The organism is Aliarcobacter vitoriensis, assembly GCF_003316695.1.
GTDB classification, from domain to species: domain Bacteria; phylum Campylobacterota; class Campylobacteria; order Campylobacterales; family Arcobacteraceae; genus Aliarcobacter; species Aliarcobacter vitoriensis.
The window spans coordinates 90,345-109,541 of sequence record NZ_PDKB01000002.1 but is presented as its reverse complement, the minus strand read 5'-3'; the positions used below and the strand labels follow the sequence as shown (position 1 = coordinate 109,541).

The following is a 19,197-nucleotide window of genomic DNA, read 5'->3' as shown; positions in this document are numbered from 1 at the left end:
AAGTGGAAAAACTAAAAGAAGATATAATAAAAGAGATAAAAGAACTTATAAAAACCAATAAAGAAGAAGATATCTTCATAAATCCAAATTATCTAAACTATTTTAATATAGAAGAGTTAGAAGATATAAAAAATACTTTAGAAAATAGAAAAAAAGAGTTTGATAAGACAAATTCAGATTATTTAGATGAAATTTATAATAAAACAAAAAAAGATAAGATATAATCTTAAATTAAGGTTTAAAAATGATAGATTGGAAAAAAGTTAAGCAAAATTTAATAAATTTTTTACAAGAGGAAGTTAGCAAAACTGGGTTAAATAGTGTTACTTTAGGTCTTTCAGGTGGACTTGATTCAGCTATTGTTGCTGTTTTATGTAAAGAGGCATTTGAGGATAATTTAAATTGTGTTTTAATACCATCTCAATTTTCATCAAAAGCTTCAGTTGATGATGCTTTGGAACTTTGTAGAAATTTTGATATAAGATATGAGATTGTAGAACTTGAGCCTATTTTAAATGCTTATTTACAAAATATGCAAAATGATAATTTACGAATAGGAAATTTTTGTGCAAGACTTAGAATGACAATTTTATATGATATTAGTGCAAGAGAAAAATCTTTAGTTGTAGGAACTTCAAATAAAAGTGAAATTTTACTTGGATATGGAACAATATTTGGTGATACAGCTTGTGCTATAAATCCTATTGGAAACATATATAAAAGTGATTTATTTGAATTTGCTAAATTTTTAGGTGTTACACAAAATATTATAGATAAAAAACCTAGTGCTGATTTGTGGGAAGGTCAAAGTGATGAAGATGATTTGGGCTTTAGTTATCTTAAAATAGATAGTCTATTGAAAGTTATGATAGATGAAAATAAAAGTAAAGATGAGTTATTAAGCTTAGGTTTTGAAGAGTTATTTATTGAAAAAATCTCTAAAAGAGTAAAAATAAATGAGTTTAAAAGGCGACTTCCAACAATAGCTAAAATATAAAAAAGGTAAAAAATGAGTAGAAAAATTGCAATATATAAAGCAACTTTAGATGATGAAGAGTTAAATCAGATAAGATCAGTTCTTGAAGCAAAAGACGATTTATCAAAAGTACTAGAGTTTGAAGAGAGAATTGCTGATTATATAGGGGCAAAATATGCTGTTGCAACAGCTACATCTTCTGCTGCTTTACATCTTGCATTGAGTTCTATGAAACTTAAACGAGGAGATAAGATTTTAATGTCTGTAAACTCTTTTGTAAATTTACCTGAAACAGTAAGACATTTTGATGCAGAACCTATTTTTGTAGATATAGATTTGAGTGATATGAATATTGATATAACAAAATTTGAAGAGGTTTTAATAGCAAATAAATCAAAAAAATTACGAGCAGCTATCATAACTTTTATAGGAGGATTAGCTCCTGATTTGGACAAAATTTATGAAATAGCAAAAAGACATGATATTTTGATAATAGAAGATTGCAGAGCGGCTTTGGGTTCAACTTATAAAGGTAATAAAGTAGGGAATTTAAGTGCTGATATGACGATATTTTCTACTAATCCATCTCCTTCTAAATATGCGATAAGCCGTTCAGGAGTTTTAGTTACTAACAATGAAGATTTAGCAAAAAGAGCAAAACTTTTAAGAACACATGCTATCACAACTACTTATGATAGTTATGGAAACTTAGATTATCTTTATGATGTTGATGATATAGGACATAAGTTTGATTTATCGGAGCTTGATGCTGCTTATGCAATAGCACAGCTTAAAAAAACAGATGCTTTTATAAAAAAAAGACAAGAAATAGCAAAAATATATGAAGAAAGATTAACTAATGTAAAACATATCACTCTTTTGCCATTTAAAGAAGGGCATATTTATACACAATATATTATAAAAATATCAAGAAATCGTGATGCTTTTGCAAGAGCATTGAAAGAACGTGGAGTTTCAACAGCATTAAACTATATTCCACTTCACCTTTTATCATATTATAAAAATAAATATTCTATTAAAATAACAGCATTTCCAAATGCTTTACATAACTATCAACAAATTTTATCATTGCCAATTTATGCTGGGCTTAGCGATGAAGATGTAAATTATATTTGTGATCAGGTTATTGAAGTTGCTTCTGACTGGATTTGATATTTTATGAAGAGAAAGATTAATTTATGGATTGAAGATTATCTTTTTTTTCCAAATAATATTCAAAAAGTTATATCTTTTTTACTTTTACCATTTTCAATTATCTACTTATTTATTATCTTTACAAAAAGATTACTTGCTAAAAAAACAGATTTTAATATCCCAATAATTTCTATTGGGAATTTGATTATTGGTGGAAGTGGTAAAACACCAATTACTATAAAATTGGCTTCAAACTATGAAAAAGCCTTTGTGATTTTAAGAGGTTATGGGCGAGAATCAAAAGGTTTGCAAATAGTTTCTTTAAATGGAAAAATATTAACAGATGTAAAAATAAGTGGTGATGAAGCTATGCTTTTATCACAAAGTTTAAAAAATGCTTCTGTAATTGTAAGTGAAGATAGAATAAAAGCTATTTTAACAGCAAAAGAATTGGGTGCGAAGATTATATTTTTAGATGATGGTTTTTCAAAATATAATATTTCTAAGTTTGATATTCTTTTAAAGCCAAAAATTGAACCAACAAATAGTTTTTGTATCCCAAGTGGTGGATATAGAGAACCAAAAAGTTTTTATAAATATTCTAATATAGTACTTCAAGAAGAGAAAGATTTTAAAAGAGTTGTTGTAATAAAAAAAGATGATAATATAGTGGAACTTCCTAAAAAAACTATACTTATATCAGCAATTTCAAAACCAAAAAGACTTTTAGAGTTTTTACCAAACGGTTTGCAGATGTTAGCATATCCAGATCATTATATTTTTACAAAAAATGACATAGATAAAATTTTGGAACAATATAAAGGTTTTTCAATAGTTACAACAAAAAAAGATTTTGTAAAATTAAAAGAGTTTAATTTAGAAAATATATATTTAATGGATTTATCAATAGAATTTGATAATAAAATTGATTTTTCTAAACTAAATTCATATATAAAAAAGTATAATTAGTATTATAAATATAAATTCACAATTTATATATAATTTTTATATAGAAATATGCAATTTAAAATTAAGGAAATAATATGAGAACAAAAAAAGGATTATTTATAACTTTTTTGGCTTGTTCGACATTAGTTTTTACAGCTTGTTCTTCAAAGGATGAGCAAGTTATTGAAGTACCAAATTGTATAATAGCAGGTGCGAAAGCTCCAGCTTGGGCTTGTGGAACATATAGTGATGAAAGCAAATTTTTAGCAGTAGGGTCTGCTCCTATGTCAAAATTGGGTTATGATTTTACAAGAAAAGAAGCCTTAGCAAATGCAAGAGCAAGTTTAGTTCAGCAAATAGAAGTGGAAGTTAAGGCAAAAGTAGAAACTTATATGAACACGGCTGGTTTAAAAGAGAATGAATCTGTGCAAAAAGTTACAACAATGGTTTCAAAACAAACTTCTAAACTTACTTTAAAAGAGTCAAATCAATTAAGTTTTTGGGAAAATCCAAATGATAACTACTTATATGTTTTAATTGGTATGACAAAATCAAATATTGACAAAAAAATTGATGATGAAGTACAAAAAGCACTTGATGAATTAGATTTAATATAGGAAATATTATGAAAAGAATTTATATATCTTTAATGATTTTATCAATATTTTTTAGTGCTTGTTCTTCAAAAGATAAAACTTTGATAGATACAAATATCCAACAAAAGAATGCAAAAGAGGCATTAAAAGAGCTATGAAAATATTTTTATTATCTATTCTATCAATATTAATTTTAGGTGGTTGTAGCCAAAAGGTTTTAATAACAGCTACTAAACCAGCTATTGTTGATAGAGCTTCAAAAACAAAAAAGATAGCAGTTTTGAAATTTGAAAATGATAATATATCAATGGGATCAAAAATAGAATCAGCGTTATATAAAGTTGAAGTCGATAATAAGCCATATTTTACAGTTATTAGTAAAAATAGAGATGATATTTTAAATGAACAAAAATTTCAATATTCTGGTTTGGCAAATAAAAAAAATAGTGTTGAAATAGGTGAACTCTTAGGTGCACAAGCTTTGATAACTGGTAAAATAAATAACGCAGATATGCAAAAAGACTACTATTATGAAAGAAGATATAGATGTTTAGATGCAAAGTGTATAAGACAACAAGAATATTTAGTTCAGTGTACAAATGCTAGATATTCTTTAAAAGCAAATATCTCAATGATTGATGTAGAAAAAGGTGATGTTATTTATACAAATAACTATTTTGAAAATACAAGTTATAGAACATGCCTTGATTATGGTGGAGGATTGCCATCTAAAAGTGCAGTTTTTGAATCTTTATCGGATAATATTGTAAGAAAATTTTTGCCAAATATATCTCCAACTGTAGAAAAATATTATATAAAAATTTTTGAAGATCCACAAATAAAATATACAAAAGAACAAGAGTTGATTTTGGAAAATGCTTTATCTTATTTAAAACATAATCATTTGGATAGAGCAGAGGAACTTTTTAGCCAACTTTTAAACTCTACAAATGATAGGTGCTATCTAGCAGCTTATAATTTAGGTGTGATAAAAGAGAGTAAAGGTGAATATGAAAATGCAAAAGAGCTCTATAATTTAGCTGATAAATTAATAGATAAACCAGATAGTACGATTATAGAATCAATAAATAGAATTAACACTCAAATATCAAATCATAATAAATTACAAGAACAGATAAATATAAAAGAATGAAAAAGTTATATCATCTAGTTTTCATAATATTATTATTTACATCTTGTACAAGTAAAGTTGATATAAAAAAAGATGATTTACAATATCCAGATTGGTATTTAAATGCACCTAAAAATAATGATATATCTTTATATGGAGTTGGAATAGGGCAAAATAATAATCAAGCTGTTAAAAATGCTTTAGACGATCTATCTTCAAGACTTTTAGTAACTATTAGTGCCAATACTACAACTTCATCTAAATCTTATAGAGATTTTAGAGAATATACACAAAAAACGGTAGTGCAAGATATAAAAAGTCAAATAGAAAAGCTTAGCTTTCAAAATTATATAATAGAAAAATCAACTTATTTTGATAAAAACATTATAGTATTATTAAGTGTTCAAAAATCTAAAGTAGCAAATGATTTAAAAAAAGAGATAGATTTTTTGTATAAAGAGTCTGAATCACTAAAAAATCAAAAGATGGATACTTTAAGTAAGTATTTAAAGTATAAAGATTTATTAGATGTTTTTTATAAAAATTATAATAAATCTCAAATTTTATCATCTTTTATTGATGATAATGATAAATATATAAAAACAATAGATGAAATTAAAAAGACAAAAAATATTTTAAAAAATCAGATAGATTTTTTTATAAATTCTGATAATAATTCAAAAAAATTTGATAATTTATTTAAAAATAGTTTAGTAAACAAAGGTTTTAAAGTTATTGAATCTAGTTTAAAAAATGAAAATAGCTATGAACTTAATATAAACTCGCAAAGTTCACAAAATAGGGCTTATGATTTCTATATTATTGAAAATATTTTAAATATAAAAATCATAAATAGTAAAAATAGCCAAATTTTAGGAAAAAGTATTGAATTAAAAGGTGCTTCTTCAAATAGTTTTGATGATGCAAAAATAAATTTAATACAAAAATTAAAGAAGGAACAGGAGAAAGAAGATATTTTACCATTTTAAAGTTTTTTCGATATAATCCAACAAATTTATAATATATAAAAAAGAGTAAAATATGAATGCAATACAAAGAGTACAAGAAGCTATAAAAGAGATTCAAAAAGGCAATATGGTAATTATGCTTGATGATGAAGATAGAGAAAATGAAGGAGATTTAGTTTATTCAGCTGCGTTAAGTACACCTGAACATGTAAATTTTATGGTAACTCATGCAAGAGGTTTAGTTTGTTTATCTGTTACAACTGATACAGCAAATAGATTGGAATTAAATCCTATGGTTACATCAAATACTTCATCTTATGAAACAGCATTTACAGTTTCTGTTGATGCAGCTACTGCTGCTACGGGAATAAGTGCAATAGAAAGAGATGATACTATCAAAATATTAGCAAATCCTATTTCAAAAGCTAGCGAGTTAGTAAGACCTGGGCATATATTTCCACTTATTGCAAAAGATGGAGGAGTGTTAGTACGTACTGGGCATACAGAAGGAAGTGTTGATTTATGTAAATTGGCAGGATTAAAAGGTGAAGCAGTTATTTGTGAAATCTTAAAAGATGATGGAACAATGGCTAGACGAGATGATTTAGATATTTTTGCCCAAAAACACAATCTAAAACAAGTTTATATATCTGATTTAGTTGAATATAGATTATCTCATGAAAAACTTGTAGAAGAAATATCTAGTGAAAAGACTAAATTTTTCTCTCAAGAAGTTATAAAAAAAGAGTTTAAAGATCATATAGGAAATATTCATACAGCAATTATATTTGGAGAATTAAATGAAATAAATCACGTAAAGTTTCATACAATTAGACCAGATATAAAGATTTTTTTAAATGATGATAAATTAAGTTCTATGTTAAAAACTATTAACTTTTTACAGAGTAAAGATGGTGTTTTGGTGTTTTTAGATAGTCAAGGTAAAAACAAAGAACTAGAAAAAAACTATGGAATAGGTGCTCAGATCTTAAACTCACTAAATATTAAAAAAGTTAAATTAATGACAAGTGGGGGAAAACACTTGTTTGTAGGATTACAAGGATTTGGATTGGAAATTATTGAAGAAATTCAAATAGAGGAATAAAATAAATTTTATTCCTTTCTTATTTTTACTTACAGCTGGGGACCAGCTGCAGTAAAGTCATATTCACTCTCTAAAGTTAGATATTTTTTAAAGTTTTCAATATACATTTCTGCTAATTGTTTTTTTGCTTTATCATACTCTAATGGATCAGACCAAGTATATCTAGGAGTTAGAACATGAGTATCTACACCTTTTAATGTTTTTGGAATTTGTAAATTAAATATAGTCATATTTTGGAATTCTGATTCATTTATTGAACCATCTAAAATAGCATTTATACAAGCTCTTGTATTTTTAATACTCATTCTTTTTCCAACACCATAAGGACCACCAGTCCATCCAGTATTTACTAAATATACATTTACATTGTGCTTATCTATTTTTTTACCTAAAAGTTCAGCATAAACAGTAGGATTTAAAGGTAAGAATGCTTCTCCAAAACAAGAAGAAAAAGTAGCTATTGGCTCAGTAATTCCTCTTTCTGTTCCAGCAACTTTTGCTGTATAACCACTTAAGAAGTAGTACATAGCTTGTTGTTTATCAAGTTTTGCAACTGGAGGTAGAACACCAAATGCATCAGCACATAAAAATATAATATTTTTTGGATGATCACCTCTCATAGTTGGTGCATGATTTTCAATATGGTCAATTGAATAAGAAACCCTTGTATTTTCAGTTTTTGATTTATCACTGTAATCAACCAATCCATTTTCATCAGCAACTACATTTTCTAATATAGCACCTTTTCTAATAGCATTGAAAATTTCAGGTTCACTATCTTTATCAAGGTTTATTACTTTTGCATAACAACCACCTTCAAAGTTAAAAACTCCATTGTCATCCCAACCATGTTCATCATCACCAATTAAAGCTCTATTTGGGTCTGTTGAAAGTGTAGTTTTTCCAGTACCGCTAAGTCCAAAAAATAGTGCTGTATCACCATCTTTACCAATATTGGCAGAACAGTGCATTGGAAGTTTTCCTTCAAGTGGAAGCCAGTAATTCATCATAGAGAATACACCTTTTTTCATTTCACCTGCATACCAAGTTCCACCAATAATAGAAGTATTATTCTCAACATTAAAAATTACATAAACTTCTGAATGTAAACCATGACTTACATAAGCCATATCAACAGTTTTACAAGCATTATAAACTGTAAATTCTGGCTTAAAGTTATTTAATTCTTCTTGTGTTGGTAAAATAAACATATTTTGAATAAAATGAGCTTGCCAAGCAACTTCAGTTATAAATCTAACCGCTCTTCTTGAATCAAGTGAAGAACCACAGTAAACATCTGTTATAAAAATATCTTTATTACTTAACTGTTTTTTTGAAAGAGTTAATAAATCTTCATAAACTTCTTTTGAAACCTTTCGGTTTATATCTCCCCAAGCAATATATTTATTTGACGGATCTTGATTTACAAAGAATTTATCTTTTGGACTTCTTCCTGTAAAAATCCCAGTATCAATCATCAAAGCACCTGTTGAAGATACTTTAGCACCTTCATTCTTAACTGCAAAATCGATTAAAAAATCAATATCCGAATTTCTAAATACTGTACCAACGTTTTCTAAACCTAATGAGTCTTTGATATTAGACATAATGTAAATTCCTATCCTAATTTTTAATGTTGAATTTTATCTAAAAAAATATAAAACTTTCTGAAACTTAGGCAATAATTGCTAAAGTTTATTATTGTATAGTTCATAGACATTTTATATATTAACTATTTATTTTATTGTGATGTTGTAATGCTGCAATTATTGCTGCAGTTTTGAGTTTTTTATGGTGTTTAATAGCTGCTATTATAGCTGCCACTTTTAGTTTTTGATGATGTTGTTTAACAGCAGCTGTTATAATTGCTATCTTTTTTGCATCAATGGAAGAGTTACTGTTTTTTTCATTTTTTTCAATACCCACAATTTTCTCCAAATCTAATTTTTGTTACAAGGATAATAATATAAAAAATTAGCTTTATTGAAAGTTACTTATTAGATGAATTTTCAAATTTATAAATATATAAAATTGTAATATTTATTTAATAAACTTGAAAAATATATCAATTTGTAATATAATTATAAGATTTTTAATTTTGGAGGATGAAATGTTTATGGTTGAAGAGATTATAAGTAAGTTAAAAACTATAATAAGTACAGATGCAAAGAATAAAAAAGTCTTTGATAAAGATGTTGCACAATCTTTGGAATTGTCTCAAGCAAATTTTGCAACTATGAAAAATAGAGGGAAAATCCCATATACAAATATTTTAAATTTTTGTGCAAAGAAAAAAATATCTATAAATTGGCTTTTATTTAATCAAAATCCAGATTCTTTGATAGATAGTACAGATAAATATTGGATTAAATACTATCCTAGTGTTAGTGTTAGTGCTGGTGGAGGAGCATATGAAAGTGAAGATGAGTTTGAATCTTTAGAATTACCAAGTTATTTTGTGAATACTCTTGGAGGAAAAGATAATTTAAAAAATATTGATGCTATAAATGTAGTAGGTGACTCTATGGAACCAACTTTAAATAGCGATAATATAATATTTATTGATAAAACAAAAAATGATATTTCAAGGGATGGAATATATGCTTTTACTACAATTCATGGGCTTTTTGTAAAAAGAATTCAAAAAAGAGTAGATGGAAAACTCGATATTATTTCAGATAATAAAGACTATCCACTTCAGATTTTAAATAAAGATGAATTGACAATTTTAGGAAAAGTTGTAAGTTCTTTTGGTCTTGTATATTAAAATAGTGTTGAATGATTTTGGGATTTTATAAAATACTCTAAAACTTCTTTGTAACTAAAATCTACTAAATAAATACAGTGGAAATCTTTATTTTTTATAGTAGTTTTTAGTTCATTTAGATTATTTATTATCATTTGTTCATTTTTTTTTAGAAAATTAATACCATTTTTTGAAAGAAACAAGGATTTTGCATATTTAAACTTTAACTGTAAATGTTTTATTTCATTTTCAACTAATAAAGTATTATCTTGACAGATTACAAATCTATCACTTTTTCCAAACTCTACTATTTCAAAATTTTTATTAAAAAATATAGCCTTCATATTTAAAAAATTTTTTAACTTTGATAAATCTATCTCTTTTTGTAAGAAATTAAAAACATTTATAAACTCATTTATATATAAACTTGAAATTTTTATTCTTGAAAAAAAGTGTTCTTTATATGAAAAACTTGTTTCAAATAAAGAGTGTTCTATCAAATTTGAAATATCTTTTTGGTCAATAATTTCTTTTAATTCTTTATTTGTTGGATAAATTTTGTCTAAAAATTCTTTGTTTTTAGATATTAAAATATCACTATCTTTTATATCATCTAAATATGAGAAAATTTTTTCTATTTTAGATGGAATAAAAAAAATATCTTTTTTTAAGTTATTTTGATAAATTTTAAGCATATCATATAAAGAATTACTACAATAAAAACTATCTAAATTTAATGTTGATAACTTAAAACGAATAAGTTTTATCATTGCTAGTTGGATATTTTCTACCTTTATCCAAGCTATTTCATTATCACTTATTATAAAATCTTTTTCATATATAATAGCAAAAGCACCATTTTGTATAGCCTCTTGTACTTCCTCTTCATCTTTAGCTATATATAAATCAGACTCTTTTATTTTTTTAGAATTTGTTTTTATTGAGTATATAAAAGATATTGATGGAGAGTTTAATAGCTTTCCATCAACAATATCTAAAATAGAAGAGATTTTCACTAGCTTATTTTTGTTCCAGATTTTTTTGGTTTTTCAGGACGAATAAGACTTAAACCATTTTCATCTTTTGCTGCCATTAGCATACCTTCACTTATCATTCCCATAAGTTTTGCAGGTTTTAAGTTCGCAACTACACAAGCTTGAGTTTCTATTAAATCTTCTGGTTTATAAAACTCTTTTATACCAGCTAAAATTTGTCTATTTCTTCCTTCTCCTAAATCAACCTGTAATTTCAGAAGTTTTGAAGATTTTGGAACTTCTACTGCTTCAACGATAGTTCCTATTTTTATAGTAGTTTCAAAGAATTTATCAATAGTTATAAGATTGTCATCTTCAACAATTTCTTCATTTTTTAGATCTTTTTTAGTTTCAATTTCACTTTTTGATATATCACTAACAACTGGTTGTTCTAGTAAAATATCTTCAATTCTTGGGAATAATTGTTCTACTTTTGTAATTATTGTATCGCTTAGTAATTCTTTGTTCTTTATAAATTTATTATAATTTGAAGTAGAAATTTCTAAATTTAAACACTTTGAAATATCTTTTATTTTATGTGGCATAACAGAATCTAAAAGTAGGGCTACTTTTGCCATTATATTTGTAATAAGTGCTACAAGTGCCATAGCTTCATCATTTTTGCCATCTTTTATTAAATTCCATGGTTCATAATCATTTATCGCTTTATTTGCTATCGTTAAAATTTTCCAAATCTCTTCTAAATATCTATTTATTTGCATATTGAAAATATAGCTTTCTAAAGAATCAATTATATGATTTACTTCATCAAGTTCTTTTTTATGGAATTTCTCAACATTTTGTGAACTAACTTTATAATCAAAGTATTTTCCACTCATTCCCATAATTCTGTTTAGTAAATTTCCTAAATCATTTCCTAAATCAGAATTTATTCTATCCATTAAAGCTTTTTGTGAAAAATCACCATCTTGCCCAAAAGGAACTTCTCTTAAAAGGAAGTATCTAAATGCATCAAGTCCATAAGCATCAGCTACTTCTTTTGGATTTACAACATTACCTTTTGATTTACTCATTTTTTCGCCATCTCTAGTCCACCAACCATGAGCAGCTATATGTTTTGGTAAAGGTAAGCCTAAACTCATTAAAAATGCTGGCCAATATATCGCATGAAATCTTAAAATATCTTTTCCAACTAAATGAATATTAGCTGGCCAAAAATTCATATTTTTTTCATCACTTCCATATCCAAGTGCTGTTGTATAGTTTAAAAGTGCATCAAGCCAAACGTACATAACATGTTTTGGTTCATTCATAGAAACTGGTAGTTTAACTCCCCAATCAAATGATGTTCTTGAAATTGATAAATCTTTTAATCCATTTTTTACAAAGTTTACTATCTCATTTTTTTTAGCTCTTGGTAAAATACAGTTTTCATTCTCTTCGTACCATTTTAAAAGTTTATCTTCATAATCAGATAATTTGAAAAAATAGCTTTCTTCTTTTACTACAACTGTTGCTCTTCCACATTCTGGACAGAATTGTTCATCAACAAGTTGTGATTCTGGGAAAAAAGTTTCACAAGGTACACAATAATATCCCTCATATTCACCTTTGTAAATATCACCTTTTTTGTACATCTCTTCAAAAGCTTTTTGAACTCCAACTTTATGCTCTTCATCTGTTGTTCTTATAAATTTATCATAACTTATATCAAAATCATCCCATAAAGCTCTAAATTTCCCAGATATTTCATCCGCATACTCTTTTGGAGTTTTTCCTCTAGCTTCTGCACTTTGAGCTATTTTTTGTCCATGCTCATCTGTTCCTGTTAAAAGAAAAGTGTTTAATCCAGTTAATCTTGAATATCTAGCTATCATATCAGCTATTATTGTTGTATAAGCATGACCTATATGTGCTATATCATTTACATAGTATATTGGAGTTGTAATATATACATTTTTACAATTCTCTTGCATTTCTTACCTCTTTTTTAAAATTCAAATCCACCACCAGAACCTTTATTCATTGATTCATATACGGCAATAACATATTTTTTTCTTAAACTACATTCAAAAAAAGCACTACAAGGAGTACAAGTTTTTAAGTTTTTCTCACTTTGACAATTGTTTAATTCAACAATCATTTTCTCAAGTTTTTCTTCCCATTCATCTAATATTTTTGTTTCTTCAGACATTTTTACTATATACTTCTAAAACTCTTTTAATTTCAGTATTTGAACCAAAAAAACAAGCGGTTGTATCGTGAATATGATTTGTATGAACTTCTAAAACTCTTTTTTCTCCATCAATAGCTTGACCACCAGCTTTTTCAAAAGCCAATGCAAAAGGGAATACTTCAAATAGTTGTCTCAATTTTCCTTTTGGTCTATCGCTAGTTGCTGGATAAGAAAATAGTCCACCACCTTTTAATAAAATTTGATGCAAATCAGGTACCATTCCACCACTATATCTTAATCTATATCCGTCAGTAAAAATATCATCAATTAATTGTTTATGAAAAGATGTCCAACAATTTTGAGTTGAACCAGGAGCATTTAATTTACCTTTTTCATTAAGTTTTATATTTTGTATAAATTTAAATTCATTATTTAATAATCTATACATTTTAACTTCAGAAGTTGTTACTACCATTTCAACTCTTGGTCCAAATACTACATAAACAGAAGCTACAATATTTTTAGCATTAAACTCATTTTCATAAATACCAAAAATTGAACCAACAGATAAATTTACATCAACTAAAGATGAACCATCAAGAGGATCGTAAGCTATTAGATATTTACCATTTTCATTAATATTTTTTATTTCGTCTTGTTCTTCGCTAACTATTGCTTTTATAGTTGGAATTTTTGCAAAAATTTCTTCTATTATTTTATCGCTTTGAATATCTAATTTTAACTGTGTATCTCCTGTTGAATTTTCAAATTCACTTTTACTTGTATCTCCAGTTTCTATTAAATATTTAATCTTTTTAGCACTCTCTTCAATTGCTTTGATTATATCTTGCATCTATACCCTTTTTGCATTTTTATCTATCCACTCTATTATTTGAAGTGGATCATTTAAATCTAAAATATCTAAACTTTTTGGAATATCTTTTTTATTTATAGTTTCATCGATAGCTAGAGCATCTGTTACACTAAAATAACTCTCATCAAGTTTATTTCTAAAAATAGAAATTCTTGGTAATTCTAAAGTTTTCAATCCTTCTACAAGTAAATAATCAAAATCACCAAAAATATCTATCATATCATCTACTGATGAAGTTGATTTTTTAAAAACTGTTGTTTTATTTGGGCTTACAACGGCAACATCAGCACCAGTTTGAGAGAATTTAAAGGAGTCTTTTCCTTCTCTATCAAACATTGCTTTATCTTTTGGGTCGTGCTTTATTATGCACACCTTAAAACCACTATCTTGTAAAATAGTTGCAACTCTTACAATAGCTGTTGTTTTACCGCTATTTGACGGACCTGAAAAGGCTACTACTAATCTTTTTTTATTCATAAGATGGATTTTATCTAAAGAAACGTTAAACTCTATTTATAAAAATATATTTTAAAGTCTAGTTTATGTATAATCCTTCCTTTGCAAAGGGGCTTTTATGAAAAAAATTTTATTTTTATCTGCAATTTCATTTTTAATGATATCTTGTACACCTAAAAACAGTGCTTTTAGATATTTTGATAAAGGTGATATAGAAGCAAATGCTACTAGATATACAAAAAAAGCAGATATTATTAGTAATAATCAAGTAGATATTACATTTATGGCAACTTATTTAAATAAATTAAATCCTAGATTAGATGAAAAAGAGGATAGCTTTTTGGTCTATGTATATTTTTCAAATTTAGAAAATCAGGATATACAATCTAATAATTACGAGATTTTATTAAACGGTAAAGTTCCAACATATATAGAAAAATTAGAAAAAGATGATGAAAATTATAAAAATATGATGCTTAGAAATTTTTGGGGGACTTACTATTTAGTAAAATTTAATAATCAAGAGCTAGTTTCAAAACTAAATATAGTTTTAAAACCTAAGTCTAATGATGCCACACTAATTTTTGAAAAATACTAGATAGTGAAATTTTATTTTCACTATTTAAATAGTTGTTATATATATAAAAGTTTGCTAAAACTTTTTTCCCATATTCTCTTGTTTCCTTATAAGAAATCATCTCCATACTTAAGAATGGTTCAAATTCATTTTTATCTTTAAATAAACCTCTTTTTAGTTGAGATCTAGTATATCCAGCTCCACCGTTGTAAGCATATGCTATAAAAAGTGGATTACTATCAAATTGTTTTATTAAGCTATCAAGATGAAAACTTGCATATTCTATATTTTTTTCTGGAAGAAATTGATCGTAAATATTGTAATCTTCATTTAATTTTTTTGCTATATCTTTTGATAAAAAAGGCATTATTTGCATAATTCCCATAGCACCTGAAAATGATATAGAAGATGGTATAAATCTACTTTCTTGTCTAGCAATAGAGTAGATTAAAACCTCTTTATAAATACCATATTTTTTAACTAAATTTTCATAAGGAGTTATGAAGTATTGAACTCTAAATTTATTAAATCTTTCTAAAATAAAAGCTAAATGAGGCTCAGTTGATTTGTTGCTAAAAAGATTTTGATATTTTGATAGTTTTATTTCATCAAGGTTTGTTCTACTATCTTGATTTACTTCCATCCAAGAGAAAACATCATAAATATCATAAGAACTCTCTTCATTTTTTAAATCTACTTTATGAATAATATTATCAACTTTAACACCTAACATCTCTTTTGCATACAAAGAGTATAAATTTGCATCTAAACTTTTTGATAATTCATCTAAATAACTATTCTCTTTTGTTACCAAATATAGCCAAAAGAGTGCTTTATCTTTGTCTTCTCGTAAATTTGATATATTATTTGAAGTTGTAAAAAACTCTTTTGCAGCTACTAAATTAGTATGATTTACAGCATTTATACCTAAAAGAAATTGAAGTTCAGCTGTTAAGGTTTTGTTTGTTTGTAGATTATCAAAAGATTTTTGCAAAATTTTTAGGTTTTTATTGTAAATAACTGTTCTTAAAAATTTTTCAAAATCTTTATGAGAACTTATATTTGTTAGAAACTGATTTTCTAATGATTTGTTAAAATATTTATTTCTAAAATAATCACTTACATCAAAGAAAATTCTCAAAAATCTATCTACTCCAGATTTTTTCAACTCTTCAAAAGGATTTTGTGCTATTAAAATCTGTAAATCTTTTTTTAGTGTAGGGTAGGGGTCAAGTTTTGATATAAAAAAGTTTAAATCACTTTTTGATAAATCTGAAGCTTTTTTCAATGATGAAAGTCCCAATGCAATACATTTTGAATCAGTAATTTTAAGCTGTTCAATTGTAGCGTTGTAACAAAATCTATCTTCAGGAGTTAATTTATCATTGAATTTTTGTTTAAATGCTCTGTCTAATAGTGAGTTTCTACCATTTCTCATATCATAGGCTTTTTTTGCATCTTCATAAGAAAGTTCAGTATTTTCCATGTACTGGAGGATAAAAAAGTCTTTTGCTGAAGATTTTGGCTTGTTTTCTAACCAATCAAGAGTTACTTTAAAATCTTTTTGCATAAAATCAGTTTTAGGAACATTTGCAAAAAGATTTAAAGAAAAAGAGAAAAAAAGTATTACTTTAAATATTTGTAACATATCTTTATAAAAGTACTTTTGAAAGGAATGTTTCTAAAAATATTAAAGCAAAAATCAAAATAATTGGTGCTAAATCGATACCACCAAAAACAGTTGGTATAAATTGTCTCATTTTTGCATAAACAGGTTCAGTTAATCTTTGTAGCATCTGAACTATTGGATTATAAGGATCAGGTCTAACCCAAGATAAAAGAGCAGAGATTATAACAACCCACTTATACAGAAAAATAATACTAAATAATATAGTTAAAAAAGAACTAATTAATGCATCTATCATCTTACAATTTCTCCTAAATAGTTTTTAATAAATGGATAAATATCAGCTAGATTTGGTCCATTTTCAGTTCCTGTTAAAATAAATCTTAATGGTTTAAATAGGTTTTTACCTTTAAGTGCCGTCTTCTCAACTACATAATTTTTTAGTTCATCATAAGTTTCAAAATAAGTGGCATTTTTTAAAGACTCTTTTATAATTTTAAATTCATCTTCAAAGCCTTCTAAACTATTTTTTTGGCTAAAAATATCATCTATTTTTGATTTTATCTCTTTTATAGTGCTTGTTTCTTCTAAATATAGTTTTGCTAATTTACCAATATCAGCATCAGCAAATCCTAAAATCTTAGATAATCTCATCTCATCAAGCATTTCTATGTGTTTTCTATTTATAAATCTTAATTTGTCTATATCGAATTTTGCACTACTTTTTGAAACATTTTCTATTTTAAACCACTCAATAGCTTCTTCAAGTGTAAAAATCTCTGTTGGAGTTTTATTTCCCATCAAAACTAGATAGTTTGCTATTGCACTTGGTAAAAAACCTTGTTCAATAAGCCATTTAACACTACTTGCATCATCTCTTTTGCTCATTTTCTTACCAGTTTGAGCATTTAAAATTATTGGTAAATGAACATATTTTATCTCTTTTGTATATCCTAAACTATTTCTTATATGTATCTGTTTTGGAGTATTTGAGATATGGTCTTCACCACGAATAACCATACTTATATCCATAAGCATATCATCAACAGAACAAGCATAGTTATAAGTTGGAGTTTTATCTTGTCTTAAAATAATAAAACTATCTATATCAAAAGGAGCATAATCAAAATCACCTTTTAAAATATCAGTAAATTTTATATTTTGTTCTGGTTTTTTTAGTCTTACTGTAAATGGAGCATTTGTATTTAAAACTGTTTCATCACTTAAATTTTCACAAAAATTATCATATCGAAAAGGTATTCCTTTTTTTATACTCTCTTCTTTTAGCTCTTCAAGTTTTTCATCACTACAAAAACAGGCAAATGCTTTTTTTTCAGTCATTAATTGAAGAGCCATTTTTTGGTGATATTTTAAGTTGGCACTTTGATAAAATAGGCTTTCATATTCGATAGAAAAAAGATTTAATATCTCTAAAATTTCTTTGTCTTTACCTTCAATATTTCTTTCTTTATCTGTATCTTCTATTCTTATTATTAAACCTTCGTTTAGTTGTTTTGCTACAATATAGTTGAAAACTGCAACTCTTAGGTTTCCTATGTGCATATCACCAGTTGGACTTGGGGCAAATCTTAACAAAATTATCTCCTTACTATTGAGAATGTTAAATTATTTATCTCTTTATGAGATTTTATATATTCATTTAAATCTTCAAGTTTTAAATCTTTGATTTTTTCTAACTCAATTTTAGGATAATCTTGACTTAAATCTTTAAAAAATAACATAAATGCTCTATTCAATCTTTGTGCTAAAGTTTCAGTTCTTAAAGGTTCACTTCCCATTAAAAAATTTTTAGCTGCATCAAGCTCTTCTTGTGTTACACCATTTTCTACAAACTCTTTAACTAAACTTTTTACAAGCTCTTTTGCTTCATCTGAACTCTCATTTTTTGTCTGTAAATAACCACTAAAATAAGAGTATGATTTATTTATAGATATATTTCCATAAGCACTATATGCTAATCCTCTTTTAACCCTTATCTCTTCCATAAGTCTTGAACCAAATCCAGAACCACCTAAAATAAATGAAGCAACTTTTGCTTTATAATTGTTTTCATCTTTTGAATCTACATCAAAAGAGCTTCCAAAGTATATATAAGCTTGTTCTGTCTCTTTTTTGAAGATTCTTTCATCTTTTTTTGATATGAATTCAATTTTTGAAGATTGTGAAACTTCGCCTACTTCTAAACTATTTAAAATAGGTTTTATCAAAGTTTCTAATTCAGAAACTGTAAAATCACCACCAGCAACAATTATCAAGTTATTTAAAACAAGATATTTTTTTATAAAAGTTTCAATATCTTTTAACTCGATTTTTGAAATGCTTTCAATACTACCACTAGATGGATTTTCTAATGCTGTTCCTTTAAAAAGTAGTGTATTTAGCTCTTTTTGTGCTATATAATCAAAGTCATTTTCTTTTCTTTTTAAATTTCCAATTTGTAAAGTTTTTATTTTTTCTAAACTATCTTGAGTTAAATTTGGAGATTTAAGTAAATCTTCTAAAAGTTTAACAGCAGTTTTTGATTTCTCTTTTAAACTTGAAAGTTCTATTACAAAAGTTTCATAACCATTTGAACTATTTATTGTAATAGCATTTTCATCTAAAGTTTGAGAAAATTTTGTAACTCCTAACTCTTTTGTTCCTTCATTTAATATTTTTGAAGATAGATTTGCTAGTCCTATATTACCTTTGTCTTGTCCATATCCAGCATTTTTAAAAACTAATTGTAAATTTAAAATAGGTAAATTTTTTTGTTCTTCAAATATTATAGGTATATTTACACCTTTAATATTTATCTCTTTTATCGTTGCACTCATTAAACTTCCTTGTAAAATAAAAAAAATAT

22 protein-coding genes are annotated in these 19,197 nt (G+C 26.1%); 11 read left to right on the top strand and 11 right to left on the bottom strand.

The features are described from left to right. The first annotated feature begins 2 nt into the window (after positions 1-2). The 9 genes from CRU91_RS01495 to CRU91_RS01460 all read left to right on the top strand — a co-directional run bounded on the left by CRU91_RS01495 (position 3) and on the right by CRU91_RS01460 (position 6,880). Positions 3-224, top strand: a complete 222-nt coding sequence (locus CRU91_RS01495) for a hypothetical protein (RefSeq protein ID WP_113892666.1) — start codon at positions 3-5, stop codon at positions 222-224. Positions 225-244: 20 nt separating this feature from the next. Continuing rightward, the gene (locus tag CRU91_RS01490; RefSeq protein WP_113892664.1) at positions 245-997 is read left to right on the top strand and encodes an NAD+ synthase; all 753 of its coding nucleotides are present in this window, start codon (positions 245-247) and stop codon (positions 995-997) included. 12 nt (positions 998-1,009) lie between these two features. Further along, positions 1,010-2,149, top strand: a complete 1,140-nt coding sequence (locus CRU91_RS01485) for a DegT/DnrJ/EryC1/StrS family aminotransferase (RefSeq protein ID WP_113892662.1) — start codon at positions 1,010-1,012, stop codon at positions 2,147-2,149. A gap of 6 nt (positions 2,150-2,155) precedes the next feature. Continuing rightward, complete coding sequence (locus CRU91_RS01480) at positions 2,156-3,100, top strand: tetraacyldisaccharide 4'-kinase (RefSeq protein ID WP_113892660.1); 945 nt, start codon at positions 2,156-2,158, stop codon at positions 3,098-3,100. 74 nt (positions 3,101-3,174) lie between these two features. Then, positions 3,175-3,696 carry an LPP20 family lipoprotein gene (locus CRU91_RS01475; protein ID WP_113892658.1) on the top strand — a complete coding sequence of 174 codons (522 nt, stop codon included), beginning with the start codon at positions 3,175-3,177 and terminating at the stop codon, positions 3,694-3,696. A gap of 8 nt (positions 3,697-3,704) precedes the next feature. Further along, the gene (locus CRU91_RS12450; RefSeq protein ID WP_257118598.1) at positions 3,705-3,833 is read left to right on the top strand and encodes a hypothetical protein; all 129 of its coding nucleotides are present in this window, start codon (positions 3,705-3,707) and stop codon (positions 3,831-3,833) included. Continuing rightward, positions 3,830-4,828 carry a tetratricopeptide repeat protein gene (locus CRU91_RS01470; RefSeq protein WP_113892656.1) on the top strand — a complete coding sequence of 333 codons (999 nt, stop codon included), beginning with the start codon at positions 3,830-3,832 and terminating at the stop codon, positions 4,826-4,828. Before CRU91_RS12450 ends, CRU91_RS01470 begins: the two co-directional genes overlap by 4 nt. Then, positions 4,825-5,796, top strand: coding sequence for an LPP20 family lipoprotein (locus tag CRU91_RS01465; protein WP_113892654.1), 972 nt, complete (start codon positions 4,825-4,827; stop codon positions 5,794-5,796). Before CRU91_RS01470 ends, CRU91_RS01465 begins: the two co-directional genes overlap by 4 nt. A gap of 52 nt (positions 5,797-5,848) precedes the next feature. Then, positions 5,849-6,880, top strand: coding sequence for a bifunctional 3,4-dihydroxy-2-butanone 4-phosphate synthase/GTP cyclohydrolase II (locus tag CRU91_RS01460; RefSeq protein WP_113892652.1), 1,032 nt, complete (start codon positions 5,849-5,851; stop codon positions 6,878-6,880). A gap of 29 nt (positions 6,881-6,909) precedes the next feature. Here the strand turns inward: CRU91_RS01460 and pckA are convergent, their stop codons facing one another. Together pckA and CRU91_RS01450 are read right to left on the bottom strand one after the other, a co-directional pair. Further along, positions 6,910-8,487, bottom strand: a complete 1,578-nt coding sequence (gene pckA, locus CRU91_RS01455; RefSeq protein ID WP_113892650.1) for a phosphoenolpyruvate carboxykinase (ATP) — start codon at positions 8,485-8,487, stop codon at positions 6,910-6,912. A 121-nt stretch (positions 8,488-8,608) separates the two neighbouring features. Then, on the bottom strand, positions 8,609-8,818 hold the full coding sequence (locus tag CRU91_RS01450) for a hypothetical protein (protein WP_146951586.1): 210 nt from the start codon (positions 8,816-8,818) through the stop codon (positions 8,609-8,611). Positions 8,819-8,990: 172 nt separating this feature from the next. Here CRU91_RS01450 and CRU91_RS01445 point away from each other — a divergent pair, with 172 nt between their 5' ends. Continuing rightward, positions 8,991-9,647, top strand: a complete 657-nt coding sequence (locus tag CRU91_RS01445) for a S24 family peptidase (RefSeq protein WP_113892646.1) — start codon at positions 8,991-8,993, stop codon at positions 9,645-9,647. Here the strand turns inward: CRU91_RS01445 and CRU91_RS01440 are convergent. From CRU91_RS01440 to mobB, 5 genes are read right to left on the bottom strand one after another with little or no spacing between them, the layout of a single operon-like run. Further along, positions 9,644-10,642, bottom strand: a complete 999-nt coding sequence (locus CRU91_RS01440) for a UDP-N-acetylmuramoyl-tripeptide--D-alanyl-D-alanine ligase (protein ID WP_113892644.1) — start codon at positions 10,640-10,642, stop codon at positions 9,644-9,646. The genes CRU91_RS01445 and CRU91_RS01440 overlap by 4 nt on opposite strands. Further along, positions 10,642-12,597: a methionine--tRNA ligase gene (metG, locus tag CRU91_RS01435; RefSeq protein WP_113892642.1), complete on the bottom strand. Its 1,956-nt coding sequence runs from the start codon at positions 12,595-12,597 to the stop codon at positions 10,642-10,644. Before metG ends, CRU91_RS01440 begins: the two co-directional genes overlap by 1 nt. 14 nt (positions 12,598-12,611) lie before the next feature. Beyond that, complete coding sequence (locus CRU91_RS01430) at positions 12,612-12,815, bottom strand: hypothetical protein (protein WP_113892640.1); 204 nt, start codon at positions 12,813-12,815, stop codon at positions 12,612-12,614. Then, on the bottom strand, positions 12,808-13,650 hold the full coding sequence (locus CRU91_RS01425; protein WP_113892639.1) for a class 1 fructose-bisphosphatase: 843 nt from the start codon (positions 13,648-13,650) through the stop codon (positions 12,808-12,810). The genes CRU91_RS01430 and CRU91_RS01425 overlap by 8 nt, the downstream gene beginning before the upstream one ends. Next, complete coding sequence (gene mobB / locus CRU91_RS01420; RefSeq protein ID WP_113892637.1) at positions 13,651-14,148, bottom strand: molybdopterin-guanine dinucleotide biosynthesis protein B; 498 nt, start codon at positions 14,146-14,148, stop codon at positions 13,651-13,653. Between the two features lie 97 nt (positions 14,149-14,245). Between mobB and CRU91_RS01415 the strand changes: the two genes are divergently transcribed. Then, on the top strand, positions 14,246-14,725 hold the full coding sequence (locus CRU91_RS01415; protein WP_113892635.1) for a hypothetical protein: 480 nt from the start codon (positions 14,246-14,248) through the stop codon (positions 14,723-14,725). Here the strand turns inward: CRU91_RS01415 and CRU91_RS01410 are convergent. Genes CRU91_RS01410 through CRU91_RS01395 form a run of 4 tightly spaced genes read right to left on the bottom strand, consistent with a single transcriptional unit; the run spans position 14,691 to position 19,168 of the window. Then, positions 14,691-16,352, bottom strand: coding sequence for a lytic transglycosylase domain-containing protein (locus CRU91_RS01410; RefSeq protein ID WP_113892632.1), 1,662 nt, complete (start codon positions 16,350-16,352; stop codon positions 14,691-14,693). The two genes, CRU91_RS01415 and CRU91_RS01410, sit on opposite strands and share 35 nt — an antisense overlap. A 4-nt stretch (positions 16,353-16,356) precedes the next feature. Next, positions 16,357-16,629 carry a YggT family protein gene (locus CRU91_RS01405; protein WP_113892630.1) on the bottom strand — a complete coding sequence of 91 codons (273 nt, stop codon included), beginning with the start codon at positions 16,627-16,629 and terminating at the stop codon, positions 16,357-16,359. Further along, entirely contained in the window at positions 16,626-17,927 is a 1,302-nt protein-coding gene (gltX, locus tag CRU91_RS01400) for a glutamate--tRNA ligase (protein ID WP_113892628.1), read from the bottom strand. The genes CRU91_RS01405 and gltX overlap by 4 nt, the downstream gene beginning before the upstream one ends. Positions 17,928-17,929: 2 nt before the next feature. Next, entirely contained in the window at positions 17,930-19,168 is a 1,239-nt protein-coding gene (locus CRU91_RS01395) for a M16 family metallopeptidase (RefSeq protein ID WP_113892626.1), read from the bottom strand. Between the last annotated feature and the right edge of the window lie 29 nt (positions 19,169-19,197).

Coding starts and splice junctions, on each gene's coding strand:
- mobB (WP_113892637.1), bottom strand. CDS start 14,148: ATGAATAAAAAAAGATTAGTAGTAGCCTTTTCAGGTCCGTCAAATAGC.
- CRU91_RS01395 (WP_113892626.1), bottom strand. CDS start 19,168: ATGAGTGCAACGATAAAAGAGATAAATATTAAAGGTGTAAATATACCT.
- pckA (WP_113892650.1), bottom strand. CDS start 8,487: ATGTCTAATATCAAAGACTCATTAGGTTTAGAAAACGTTGGTACAGTA.
- metG (WP_113892642.1), bottom strand. CDS start 12,597: ATGCAAGAGAATTGTAAAAATGTATATATTACAACTCCAATATACTAT.
- CRU91_RS01480 (WP_113892660.1), top strand. CDS start 2,156: ATGAAGAGAAAGATTAATTTATGGATTGAAGATTATCTTTTTTTTCCA.
- CRU91_RS01405 (WP_113892630.1), bottom strand. CDS start 16,629: ATGATAGATGCATTAATTAGTTCTTTTTTAACTATATTATTTAGTATT.
- CRU91_RS01460 (WP_113892652.1), top strand. CDS start 5,849: ATGAATGCAATACAAAGAGTACAAGAAGCTATAAAAGAGATTCAAAAA.
- CRU91_RS01415 (WP_113892635.1), top strand. CDS start 14,246: ATGAAAAAAATTTTATTTTTATCTGCAATTTCATTTTTAATGATATCT.
- CRU91_RS01475 (WP_113892658.1), top strand. CDS start 3,175: ATGAGAACAAAAAAAGGATTATTTATAACTTTTTTGGCTTGTTCGACA.
- CRU91_RS01425 (WP_113892639.1), bottom strand. CDS start 13,650: ATGCAAGATATAATCAAAGCAATTGAAGAGAGTGCTAAAAAGATTAAA.
- CRU91_RS01490 (WP_113892664.1), top strand. CDS start 245: ATGATAGATTGGAAAAAAGTTAAGCAAAATTTAATAAATTTTTTACAA.
- CRU91_RS01410 (WP_113892632.1), bottom strand. CDS start 16,352: ATGTTACAAATATTTAAAGTAATACTTTTTTTCTCTTTTTCTTTAAAT.
- CRU91_RS01470 (WP_113892656.1), top strand. CDS start 3,830: ATGAAAATATTTTTATTATCTATTCTATCAATATTAATTTTAGGTGGT.
- CRU91_RS01485 (WP_113892662.1), top strand. CDS start 1,010: ATGAGTAGAAAAATTGCAATATATAAAGCAACTTTAGATGATGAAGAG.
- CRU91_RS01430 (WP_113892640.1), bottom strand. CDS start 12,815: ATGTCTGAAGAAACAAAAATATTAGATGAATGGGAAGAAAAACTTGAG.
- CRU91_RS01465 (WP_113892654.1), top strand. CDS start 4,825: ATGAAAAAGTTATATCATCTAGTTTTCATAATATTATTATTTACATCT.
- CRU91_RS12450 (WP_257118598.1), top strand. CDS start 3,705: ATGAAAAGAATTTATATATCTTTAATGATTTTATCAATATTTTTTAGT.
- CRU91_RS01445 (WP_113892646.1), top strand. CDS start 8,991: ATGTTTATGGTTGAAGAGATTATAAGTAAGTTAAAAACTATAATAAGT.